The sequence below is a fragment of the Segatella copri genome (genome assembly GCF_009494395.1).
Lineage (GTDB): Bacteria > Bacteroidota > Bacteroidia > Bacteroidales > Bacteroidaceae > Prevotella.
This window is the reverse complement of sequence record NZ_VZCB01000101.1, coordinates 114,431-126,284: the sequence shown is the minus strand read 5'-3', so window position 1 is coordinate 126,284 and position 11,854 is coordinate 114,431. Positions and strand designations below refer to the sequence as shown.

Below are 11,854 nucleotides of genomic sequence, written 5' to 3'. Positions count from 1 at the left end.
TAATACTATCTTTGCATTTTACATAAAGGAAAGAAACAGTTACTAACAATCAAAACAATTGGAATTATGAGCAAATATTTTGCAGAATCAGAATTGATCATCAATGAAGATGGAAGTTGCTTCCACCTCCATTTACGCCCGGAACAGGTGGCGGATAAAGTAATTCTCGTAGGCGACCCAGGTCGTGTAGCTCTCGTAGCATCTCATTTTGAGGAGAAGGAATGCGAGGTGGCAAGCCGCGAATTCCACGCCATCACCGGTACATATAAAGGCAAGAGAATCACTGTGCAGAGCACCGGAATCGGATGCGACAATATCGATATCGTGGTAAACGAGCTGGATGCACTGAAAAACATCGACTTCGCTACCCGCACCGAAAAACCGGAGCACACCACCCTCACCCTCGTGCGCATCGGAACCTGCGGCGGCCTGCAGCTCAACTGTCCTGCCGGAACCTTCGTCGCTTCACAGAAGAGCATCGGTTTCGACGGACTCATTAACTTCTATGCCCGCCGCAATGAAATTTGCGACCTCGAGACCGAGGCTGAGTTCAAGCGCCAGGTGAAGTGGAACGACCAGATAGGAAATCCATACTGTGTAGACAACGACCCGGAGCTGCTCAACCAGATTGCCGGCGACGACATGGTTCGTGGAATCACCATCGCCTGCGGCGGTTTCTACGGTCCTCAGGGCAGAGAACTCCGTGCCCCTCTTGCCGACCCAGAGCTTAACGCAAAGATTGAGAATTTCGAGTATAACGGTCTGCGTGTCAATAACTTCGAGATGGAGAGTTCAGCCCTCACCGGTCTATCTCTCCTCCTCGGTCACAAGGCATTAACCTGCTGCATGGTCATCGCCAACCGTCGAGCCCTCAGCGCCAACACAGGCTATAAGAGCACCATCGACAATCTCATCAAGGTTGTATTAGATAGAATTTAAACAATAAAAAAATGAATCAAGAAGAATGTATCTGCGCCCTGGCAACCCCAGCCGGCGGTGCAATCGGAATCATCCGACTCAGTGGCTCTAACGCCATTACCATCACCGACAAAATCTTCCAGTCTGCCAACGGCAAATCCCTGGAAGAAGCCAAGCCCTACACCCTGCATTATGGCGAAATCAAGGATAAGGATGGCAACACCATCGATGATGTACTGGTGAGCGTGTTCCGTGCACCCCACAGTTATACAGGCGAGAACTCCACCGAGATTTCCTGTCACGGCAGCCGATACATTCTTCAGCAGGTTCTCCATCGCTTTACGGAGGTAGGATGTCGCCAGGCAGAACCGGGCGAATACACCCGTCGTGCCTATCTCAACGGCAAGATGGACCTCTCTCAGGCAGAAGCCGTAGCTGATCTCATCGCCTCTACCAACAAGGCAACCCACAAGATGGCGCTCAGCCAACTGAAGGGCCATTTCAGCAACGAACTCTCCCTGCTGCGCGAAAAATTATTAAAGATGACTTCGCTCTTGGAATTGGAGCTCGACTTCAGCGACCACGAAGAACTGGAGTTTGCCGACCGCAGCGATCTCCAGGCTCTAGCCGAAGAAATCAATCACAAGATTACCACCCTCGCCCACTCCTTCGAAACCGGCAACGCCCTGAAGCAGGGAGTAGCCGTAGCCATCGTAGGCAAGACGAATGTGGGCAAGAGCACCCTGCTCAACCGTCTGCTCCACGAAGAGAAGGCAATCGTGAGCGACATTCACGGAACCACCCGAGATGTAATCGAAGACACCACCCTCATCGACGGAATCACCTTCCGCTTTATTGACACAGCCGGAATCCGCAAGACGGATGATGTGGTAGAAAACATCGGAATAGAGCGCACTTTCCAGAAGATGGAAGAGGCGAAGATAGTAATCTGGCTATTGGATGAGCAACCGTCAGCCTCAGAAATCGAAGAGATGAAGCAGAAGAACCAGGGCAAGAAGCTGCTGCTGGTATTTAATAAGATGGATAAACTTGAGAATGATAAACTTGCGTTTGATAAGTTCACCCATTCCTGCGGCTCAGATTCCAGCGAACCAGAAGCCTCACTCTTCATCAGTGCCCGCACAGGCGAGAACGTTTCATCCCTGGAGCAGGCATTAGTAAAAGCCGCTGATATTCCTGAGATTACCGAGAACGACGTCATCATAACGAGTGCCCGCCACTACGAAGCCCTACTCCGTGCCCATGATTCCCTCTCCCGAGTATTGGAGTCGATGGAAATGGACATGAGTGGCGACATCATCGCCGAAGATTTGAAGATGGTTTTGGAAGAATTGGGCGAAATCACTGGCGGACAGATAAGTAGCCAGGAAACGCTAAACAATATCTTCAAGCACTTCTGCATCGGAAAGTAAGTCGTGATAAACAACGATTAATATCGACAACAAATGATAGTTAAGGTGCTCAAAATGAGCACCTTTCTTTTTAGCCTTACTATTGGTTATAATCAATGGTAAGGGTTTTTTTAGCACCTTTTTGTACCGCTCTTGTACCTCCACTTTTCAAAAGTAATAATTTGAGACTCCATTTTTGGCAAATGAGTGCAAGATTGCCGAGAGTTTTGGACAATGATGGACGATGATATAAGACTATTGAAAATAAACGGAGTAATGACAGACGACTTTTTCTACAATAAATTAAGTAAAAAAGTATAAAAAGCGTACAAATGACAGCAAGCAAAGAAAGAATTCTAAAAATTTGCGAGTATTGTGGGAAGAGCTTCTATGCATCAAAATCCACAACTCGTTATTGCTCCAAGCAATGCAACAGTTATGCCTATAAGGCAGCAAGACGTGAGGAGAAAGTAAAGATGGCTGAGACAATGAGCCACCGAAAAGCTTCCGAGAAATCCATGTCTGAAATCCTCGTGAAAGAATACCTCACTATTCAAGAAGTCGCTATACTTTTGGGCCTAAGCAGACAGACCATATATAATATGGTGTATAGTGGTAAGTTGCGAGCATCCAAGATTACTTCTCGTTTATCTTTAATCAGAAAGCGAGATATAGATTATCTTGTTGATAGTTTGCCATACACCACAAAAAAAAGTGCTTCAAAAGAAGCAGTTCATGCAAACCGAGAGCTACCTGTTCCAGAATATTACTCTGCCAAGGAAATTGCAGAAGTCCACAACACTTACGAGACCGCCATCTATGAGATAGTCAAGAAAGTCAAGATTTCAAGAATATCCATACAAGGAAGAGTATATTGGAACAAGAAAGAGGTGGATGATTATTTTGCACACCTGTCTCCAGATCCAACCATCAGTGAATGGATGACTGTTATGGACATTCAACAGAAATATTGTATGACGAAAACGGCCGTATATAGTTTCGTTAGTCACAATGCTATTCCAAGAAAAATGGAAGGTAACAATGTTCTGTATTCCAAGCGTCATGTACAATTGGCAAAAGGTGAATCCGTAGAAGACCAACTTTATTATACAATACCGGAGGCCATGAAGTTGTATGGTTTAAGTCAGGACCAGATTTATAAGCGTATCAAGAAATACGCTATTGAAAAGGTGAAGATTGGCAAGTATATCAAGATTTCCAAGCGAGATTTAGAGAAAGCTATCGGCAAGCCTAAGGTTATTTAGCGGTTATCAAAAGGTTAAGTTGTACCCCATTACATAACTCTATTATTTTGCAATCGATTTCAAAGATCTCTTAATATGGGATCATATATGAAACATAAGTATCACATTATAAAAAGTAAACATCATGGTAAATACATGTACAAGAGTTTCTCTTCGCCAAAGAGCGATTAAAAACGACCGTATTTCTCTTTATTTGGATTTCTATCCACCAGTACGCAACCCTGAGACTATGCAAATGAGTCGCAGGGAATATTTAGGTATCTATATCTATGCTCATCCAAAGAATGAGATGGAACGTGAGTTTAATACAGATATGCTCAACAAAGCAGAGGCCATCCGTTGTATCAGAACCCAATCACTCATCAATGAAGAATTTGGTTTTTTGGACAAAACACGACAGAAAGCTGATTTCTTGGCATACTTTGAGAAGATGACACATAAGAAAGATGACAAGTGGACATGTGTCTACAAGCATTTCTTCAAATTTGTTCAAGGTCATTGTACATTTGGGGATGTGACAGTGGAACTTTGCAAAAAGTTCAGAGAGTATCTTCTGAATGCAAATCAGTTGAATCGAACAAAACAAAAGGTATCTCTCAACTCTGCAGCAGGTTACTACTCTACTTTCCGTGGTCTCTTAAAAATCGCCTATCGTGACAAGTGGCTTCGTGAGAACATCAATGACTATCTGGACAAGATTGAGCCACAAGATGTAAAGAAGGAGTTTCTTACCCTCGATGAAGTAAAGCAGTTGGCAGCTACTCCTTGCGATATACCTGTACTGAAGTCTGCCTCCCTCTTTGCTTGCCTCACAGGATTGCGAATCAGCGACATCTTAAAATTGCGTTGGGAAGACTTCGAGATAGCTCCCGACCAAGGCTATTGCTTGCGTATTCGTACCCAGAAGACTCAGACCGAGGCAACCTTGCCTATCAGCAACGAGGCATACGAACTATGTGGTGAACCAAGCACGGGTATCGTGTTTAAGGGATTGAAGCGCAGCATGATTAACCATCCGCTTAAAGCATGGTTGAAGAAGGCAGGAATCACCAAGCCATTTTCATTCCATTGCTTCCGGCACTCGTATGCAACAATCCAAATCGCCTTATGCACAGACATTTACACGGTTTCAAAAATGCTTACCCATAAGAATGTAAGCACAACACAGATATATGCTGACCTCGTGAACGCAAAGAAAAGAGAGACAGCAAATAAGATTTCTCTTAAATAAATCCATTGCATTCATTTCATGGTGCCCGATATTGAAAAAATGTTCAATATCGGGCTTTTTAGTTAAAGGCTCCTAAAAGTTTTACGTGAGTCACGCGTGACTCACGTGTCAGTTTCTGCAGTTTTTCCTATTTTTGCGCCACAAATGATTAATAATACGCAATATGAAACAGTTTAAAAAAGAATTTTTGACACAGCATTTATTGGTTTTGTGTGCAATGTCTATCATTGGTGCACTTGTTCGCAACGAAGCTATGCAATATGGTGTAGACACCTTTAGCTGCAACTTGACGTTCGTTATCTCAACCACCATACTGATGGTTGTTTATCTCCATGCATTAGATAGTATCGTACGATTGCTTACCCCATGGTTTAAGCATATCTTTTGTAATACAGTAAACAATACAGAAAGAAAGCGTCTGTCTTCTATTGCCATCAATGAAACAAATACATATGACGAGGGGGAAGAGCTAAACCTGGAAGATGTAACTTTCGTCTATGCAGATGAAGCCTCTTCTTGTATTACAAGCTATGAACAGTTGAGACAGGAAGCATTGGAAGACAAAGCCAAAAAGGAAAAGGTCTTGTTAAACTCAGCTATCGATTATACCAGAAGAACTTTTGCTGCCTACATGAAAGAGGAGCATTTGAACCAACTTTGTGACAACATCGCTATTTTCCAGTGTTGTGCCTCTACACACATGAGACATCATTCATTGATTGTTGACAAGGCTATTCGTACTATTGACTTAATGCATTATGCTTGGAATATAGGAAACCTTTTCAAGAAGAAAGGCATTGATACAGCAACCTTTATAAAACAAGTTTTTGCTGATGCGCTGGTTGATGTGGAAATATCCACTATTATAAGGAAGTTAAGAATGGAAGGTACCTGCATCATAGAATTACTACCAAGCTTAGATATTCAAGACGGAATCAAGACAAATTATTGTTGCTGATAAGCATTGAGCAGTTATTCAGAGGTTATATCTCAGTGATATTTATCTCCATTATATAACTCATTTACTTTGTACCCGAATAATAAAAAATGAACAGATATGATAAATGAAAGTATCACCTTTGATAAGTTACCACAAGCGGTATCTTATTTAACAGAACAAGTTATCGAGTTGAAGCAAATGGTATCAGCACTTCAACCTACATCATCAGTAAATAACCATATATTGGTTGAGATTGATGAGGCTGCTATTATTATAATGAAGTCGAAGCCAACTATTTATCGATTGGTTAACCAAGGCATTCTGCCATCCTATAAAAAAGGTAAGAAGCTATACTTCTATAAGGATGAGCTGCTTGCATGGATTGAGAATGGTCGTAAAGCTACCAAGGTGCAGAACCATTCTGAAATGCTAAAAGCCCTGCAAGGTGGAATGAAGCGCAAACCCAAGTCAATGTATAATTTTTAACTCTATGCCAAATGACAGCTTTAAATAACAATAAGGAAACTTCCATCAATCCAATGATTATCATGGATAAGGCTATTGATATGAGTACTCGCCTATCAGGAAGCCAGTTTCCCGTAAGCATCTTTCCTGCCAAGATTCAGAGAATCATCAAGGAGGTACACGAATGCCACAGTTTTCCTACCGACTATATATCAGCAGCCATACTCACTGCATTGGCTGTTGGTATCGGCAACACGCACTTGGCACAGATGAAACAAGGTTGGCTTGAAAGTCCTATCTTATACATGGCTCTTATCGGAAGACCAGGAGCCAACAAGAGCCACCCACTTAGCTTCGCTATGAAGCCATTCCTCGATTACGACTATGAGCAAAACAAGTTGTTTGAGGAGCAATACAGTAAGTTTGAGGAAAAGATGTGCATGTCTCGCAAGGAACGCATTGAAAATGGAGAGGATGGATTTCCGCAAGAACCTATACGCAAACGTTTCTTGGTCTCTGATGTCACACCAGAAGGCTTGAGCTATATTCATGCGCAGAACAAGAGGGGTTTGTGCCTATGGACAGACGAGTTGTCTGCATGGTTCAAGAACTTCAACCGCTATAACAATGGTTCAGAGGAACAGTTCTGGCTATCAGTCTTTAGCGCCAAGACAACCATATCAGACAGAAGAAGTTCCAAGAGTTCCATTTTCATTAAACGTCCCTATATCTCAGTAATCGGAACCATCCAAAAGAAGATACTTAGTGAGTTGGCGAAAGGCGAACGCTCCAGCAACGGCTTCATCGATCGCATTTTGTTCGTCATGCCTAACCTTCAGCAGAAAGCGAGATGGAGTGACCGAGAGTTGCCCGATAATATAGAGCGAGATTGGCAAGCCATCATTCAACAACTTATTGATATGGAGTGTCCAATAAATGAGCAACAGGAAATCGAGCCTCATGTCTTATCATTCACTGAAGAAGCTAAGGCAAGGCTCTATGAATGGCAGCATCATTTCTCCGAGCAATGCGACAATGAAACAAATGATACCATTGTCAGCATCTATTGCAAGTTGGAGATATACATCATCCGTTTCTGTCTGATTATTCAATTGGCACGATGGACGTGTGGAGAATGTGATAAGGAAGCCATCGACCTGCTGAGTGTAGAGCGAGCCATCCGATTGACAGAGTATTTCAAGAACTCTGCCATATCAGTGCAAAATATCCTCAACGAGAATATGCTTACAGCTCAACAACAAGCAATCGTCAACCATCTTCCTGCAACATTCACCACGGCCCAAGCTCATGATGTCGCCAAAGAGAACGACATGAAGTCAAGGACATTGGAAAGATTTCTGAATGATAACATCGGAGTCCTATTTCGCAAAGAGAAGCATGGGGAATATTCAAAGATTAACTCGTGACGGGATTGTCGGAATTGTCGCTTTTGGCGGTTTTAATACTAAAAGCGACAAAACCGACAGAACCGCCACATAAAAAAGAAATGAAATGAGTACACATAGATTCATATTAGAGCCATACAAAGGCATCGCTACCCGACATACATGTCCAGAATGTCATAAGAAACGTTGCTTCGCCCGATATATTGACACAGAAGGGAAGATTGAGTTTCCTCCTTACGTGGGTCGCTGCAACCATGAGCAAAGTTGTGGTTATCACTTCACTCCCAAGGATTTTTTTGAGAAGAATCCTGAGAAGAATGAGACATTCACAAAGGATGAGACTATTTCATATAAGAAGAGAGAAATGCTGAAGCCATTACCCACTTCTTATATAGACGAGAACATCATGCGAAGTTCTCAGAAATGTTATGAGGCGAACAACCTTTTCTTGTTTCTATCTTCTCAATTCGGTGAAACAGCTACTCTTTCTTTGATGGAGAAATATCATGTCGGAACTTCCAAACACTGGACAGGTGCCACGGTATTTTGGCAAGTTGACAATCAAGGTAAGGTGAGAACTGGTAAGGTAATGCTCTATTATCCCGAGACAGGTAAGCGAGTAAAAGAACCATACAACCATATTTCATGGGTACACTCGCTTGTCCCCCACAAGGATTTCAATCTCTGTCAATGCTTCTTTGGCGAACATCTTATCAATAAAGACAAGACCAAGCCTATTGCATTGGTTGAAAGTGAGAAGACAGCCTTGATAGCCTCCTACTATCTTCCTCAATTTTTATGGATAGCAAGTGGTGGTAAGAATGGTTGCTTTAACACGAAGTCGCTATCTGTTCTGAAAAACAGAGATGTGATCTTATTCCCTGATTTGGGAGCGACAACAGTTTGGCAAGACAAGCTGCCAATGATGCAAGTTCTCGGCATCCGTGCAACGCTTTTCGACTTTTTAGAGCATCAAGCCTGCGAAGAAGATAAAGCTAAAGGCTTGGACATTGCTGATTATTTGCTCAAAATAAAGCCTGCAGAAGCAAAACTTCAAGCCCTCATCAAACAGAATCCTGCCATTCGGAAGTTGATAGATGTCTTCAAACTCGAAATTGTTGACGAGCCTCAACCACGTTTCCGCACTCCTAAAAGGCAACGTGGTTTCAGACTCTGAGATGATTTGAAAAATCGAGGTATCTGACGATAGCAAGTTATGTTTTGAGTTACTCAAAACCTTTCGAGTTACTCTCGAAAGCACTTGCCTATCGGTAGATACCTCTCCAAAGTCGAGTATCTGAATCAACCTATCGGTAAATATTGATTTGCAAATATGATGATGAGTGACTTACTGATGTACTGATTCATTGTCGTATTGATATACAGACAGAAAGTATTGTATATATGTTTATATGTATATCATTCATTTGAACAAACGTTAGAACGTTCTAACGGTAACGCTACTTCATATATCGCATCATCTTGTCGATGCAACTTCGCTTCTGCTCTTCATCCGGATGAACATAAAGGTTAAGCGTAGTACTAATATCGGCATGTCCCAAAAGAACACTCACGGTCTTGTAATCGCAATGACTCTCAATACAACGAGTAGCAAAACTGTGGCGTAGCCCATGGAATTTTAATCGCGGAATATCCAACTGCTTCAATAGCTTGTTAAAATAGTTGCGATATGTTCTTGGCTCAGTCGGTTTTGTGTTGTTCGTGAGGACATAGTAGTCCTTGTTCACCACCTTCATCAAAGGCTTAAAAATTCTGACAAGTTCTTTACTCAAAGGAATCTCACGCAAAGAGTTCTTTGTCTTAGGAGTATTAATCACAATCTCCGTATGTGGTTTATCAGAATCCACAATATAAATGCGCTCGATGGTGCGATTAACATGAAGTAATCCTGTGTCCATATTAATGTCAGACCATTTTAAGGCGCAAACTTCTCCAATACGAAGTCCTGTAGAAAGACACACAAGTATCCCCAAATTAGGAAACGTGAAATTGTCTTTGAGGTAGTCCATCAGCTTCTTTTGATGCGCCTTTGTCAAGATTGGCAATGTAGCCTTTGGCTGATTGGCAGGAAACTTAACTTTCCACTCTACATGATTGAGCCAACCTTGCTTCTCTCCGAAACGAACCACCATTTTTAAAACAATGAGCATGTCCTTGATACTTTTTTGGCTCAATCCATGATTCAACTTGTCCAAGGCAAAAGCCTGAACCTCTTCTTCCGTAACCTCCATCTTACCTCCAAAAATTGGAAGTAAATGGTTCTCCAACGATAACAAATATACTGCCATCGTTGATTGCTTGACATACTGGCGTTTGTCTTCTTTCCAGATGTCTGCAATCTCCTTAATAGTCTTTTTATTATTAACCATGTTATTATTTTAAGGGAATAGACCCTTATATAAATAAGGCGAAAGATGATTAGGGAAAATTGCATCCTAAAGTACCCCATTTGAGATTCCCGGAATTTGAGGGTGAATGGGAGAAGTGTAAGTTGGGGGATATTGCGACTGGTTTTGATTATGGCATGAATGCTCCCGCTAAAGTTTTTGATGGAGTAAATAAATATATACGCATCACAGATATAGACGAAGCATCGTCAACTTATAATGATAGCGATATTGTTTCACCAGATGGAACTTTGACTGATACCTATCTTGTAAATGAACGAGATATACTGTTAGCAAGAACTGGGGCAAGCACAGGCAAATCATATCTATACAAGAAAACAGACGGAAAGTTGTATTTTGCAGGTTTCTTGATTAGAGCAAATGTTCCTGAACACAACCCATACTTTGTATTTTCTCAATTACATACCCATAGATATTGGAAATGGGTGTCAATTATGTCTGCACGTTCAGGGCAACCTGGTATTAATTCGCAAGAATACTCTTCTTTTCCAATTTACACAACATCTATACAAGAAGAAAGAAAAATATCTAAATTATTGTCTCTTCTTGAAGAGCGCATTGCCACCCAAAGCAAGCTGATTGAGGATTTGAAGAAGCTAAAGTCTGCGATTATAGATTATGCGATAAACTCCCATGATACTGATTTTGTAAAGTTTGGTTCTTTGTATGAAATGGCTGGTGAGGGTGGAACTCCAACAACTTCAAATGCCAGTTTCTACGATAATGGCAAGATACCATTCATCAAAATTGACGATTTGAAGAAGAAGTATTTGACTAAGAATAAAGACTTTATTACAGAACTCGGTTTGCAAAAATCATCAGCTTGGCTTGTGCCTACACGTTCCATCCTATTTTCTAATGGTGCTACCATTGGAGAAATCACAATAACAACATATCCTGTTTGTACTAAACAAGGAATATTGGGAATTGTACCAAAGCCAAACATTGATGTAGAGTTTTTGTATTATTTCATGTCTTCATCTTACTTCAAAAAAGCTGTTAGTCGTATTGTTACAGAAGGTACGATGAAAACTGTCTATTTGAAAGATATAAACAATATACGTTGCCCAATACCTACAAAAGAAAAACAACTGGATATAGCAAAGATGCCATCTGCTCTAAACTCCAAGATTGATTTTGAACAAAGTATATTGAAACTATTCGGTTCGCAGAAACAATACTTGCTTCGTCAGATGTTTATGTAAACATTTGGCAAAGCAAATATTGCTTTTGTTTTTGATAGCATTCTCCCAACAGGGTAGCTTTCCTTTCTTTCTCTGTAATGGCATTTAGCATTTTGGCTATAGCCTTTTGCTCTTCAATTACAGGAAAACGATGCTTTGTGTTGAAGTAATCTGTCATAGAGACATTCAACAGGCCATGATTTCTTGCCCCCTCACCAGCAATATCAGACAAGCCTTTATGCCATTTAGATGATTCGAAGTAATAGGCAAGATAATCGGAATCAACAATGGTTTCATTTATTTTGAAGCATATATAAAGAGTTGATAGAACACCTTCGTCATAATTGTCTAATCGTTTGACGGCTCCCCAATCATATCCCGCAGAGTAACTTCTGTTATATGCAAATTCTCCTTTATGAAGCAAATAATATCCTGTAAGATTTTCGCTTGCAACGGATTTATTAAAGAAAGACTCTTGATTAACTAAACCATATTGTGCAGCGATAGTTAGCACTAATGAACATTTGGAATCCTTGTTTTTTGAAGCTATGCGAGAACTAAAGTCACTCATCTTGTAAGTAGACAGTGCTTGCTCAAATCCTTC

General features: G+C 41.3%; 11 protein-coding genes. 9 read left to right on the top strand and 2 right to left on the bottom strand.

Features of this window, described 5'->3' with window-relative positions; translation table 11 throughout:
• Positions 1–66: 66 nt before the first annotated feature.
• The 8 genes from F7D73_RS15265 (at position 67) to F7D73_RS15230 (ending at position 8,814) form a co-directional block, all read left to right on the top strand.
• On the top strand, positions 67–939 hold the full coding sequence (locus tag F7D73_RS15265; RefSeq protein ID WP_153126091.1) for a nucleoside phosphorylase: 873 nt from the start codon (positions 67–69) through the stop codon (positions 937–939).
• 11 nt (positions 940–950) lie between these two features.
• The gene (gene mnmE, locus F7D73_RS15260; RefSeq protein WP_153126089.1) at positions 951–2,351 is read left to right on the top strand and encodes a tRNA uridine-5-carboxymethylaminomethyl(34) synthesis GTPase MnmE; all 1,401 of its coding nucleotides are present in this window, start codon (positions 951–953) and stop codon (positions 2,349–2,351) included.
• A 311-nt stretch (positions 2,352–2,662) separates the two neighbouring features.
• A complete protein-coding gene (locus tag F7D73_RS15255; RefSeq protein ID WP_153126087.1) occupies positions 2,663–3,595 on the top strand; it encodes a helix-turn-helix domain-containing protein in 933 nt (310 codons plus the stop codon).
• Positions 3,596–3,719: 124 nt separating this feature from the next.
• Positions 3,720–4,826: a site-specific integrase gene (locus F7D73_RS15250; protein ID WP_153126085.1), complete on the top strand. Its 1,107-nt coding sequence runs from the start codon at positions 3,720–3,722 to the stop codon at positions 4,824–4,826.
• 163 nt (positions 4,827–4,989) lie between these two features.
• On the top strand, positions 4,990–5,784 hold the full coding sequence (locus F7D73_RS15245; RefSeq protein WP_153126083.1) for a hypothetical protein: 795 nt from the start codon (positions 4,990–4,992) through the stop codon (positions 5,782–5,784).
• Between the two features lie 99 nt (positions 5,785–5,883).
• Positions 5,884–6,252 (top strand): helix-turn-helix domain-containing protein, encoded by a 369-nt coding sequence (locus F7D73_RS15240; RefSeq protein WP_153126081.1) that lies wholly within the window; start codon positions 5,884–5,886, stop codon positions 6,250–6,252.
• An 11-nt stretch (positions 6,253–6,263) separates the two neighbouring features.
• Positions 6,264–7,658: a YfjI family protein gene (locus F7D73_RS15235; RefSeq protein WP_153117811.1), complete on the top strand. Its 1,395-nt coding sequence runs from the start codon at positions 6,264–6,266 to the stop codon at positions 7,656–7,658.
• An 85-nt stretch (positions 7,659–7,743) separates the two neighbouring features.
• On the top strand, positions 7,744–8,814 hold the full coding sequence (locus tag F7D73_RS15230) for a DUF6371 domain-containing protein (RefSeq protein ID WP_153126079.1): 1,071 nt from the start codon (positions 7,744–7,746) through the stop codon (positions 8,812–8,814).
• A 283-nt stretch (positions 8,815–9,097) separates the two neighbouring features.
• On the opposite strand, the gene F7D73_RS15225 is transcribed toward F7D73_RS15230, so the two are convergent.
• On the bottom strand, positions 9,098–10,027 hold the full coding sequence (locus F7D73_RS15225) for a tyrosine-type recombinase/integrase (protein ID WP_153126077.1): 930 nt from the start codon (positions 10,025–10,027) through the stop codon (positions 9,098–9,100).
• A 59-nt stretch (positions 10,028–10,086) separates the two neighbouring features.
• Between F7D73_RS15225 and F7D73_RS15220 the strand changes: the two genes are divergently transcribed.
• Positions 10,087–11,271 carry a restriction endonuclease subunit S gene (locus F7D73_RS15220; RefSeq protein WP_153126075.1) on the top strand — a complete coding sequence of 395 codons (1,185 nt, stop codon included), beginning with the start codon at positions 10,087–10,089 and terminating at the stop codon, positions 11,269–11,271.
• Here F7D73_RS15220 and F7D73_RS15215 read toward each other — a convergent pair.
• Positions 11,264–11,821: a restriction endonuclease subunit S gene (locus tag F7D73_RS15215; RefSeq protein WP_194256941.1), complete on the bottom strand. Its 558-nt coding sequence runs from the start codon at positions 11,819–11,821 to the stop codon at positions 11,264–11,266. The two genes, F7D73_RS15220 and F7D73_RS15215, sit on opposite strands and share 8 nt — an antisense overlap.
• Between the last annotated feature and the right edge of the window lie 33 nt (positions 11,822–11,854).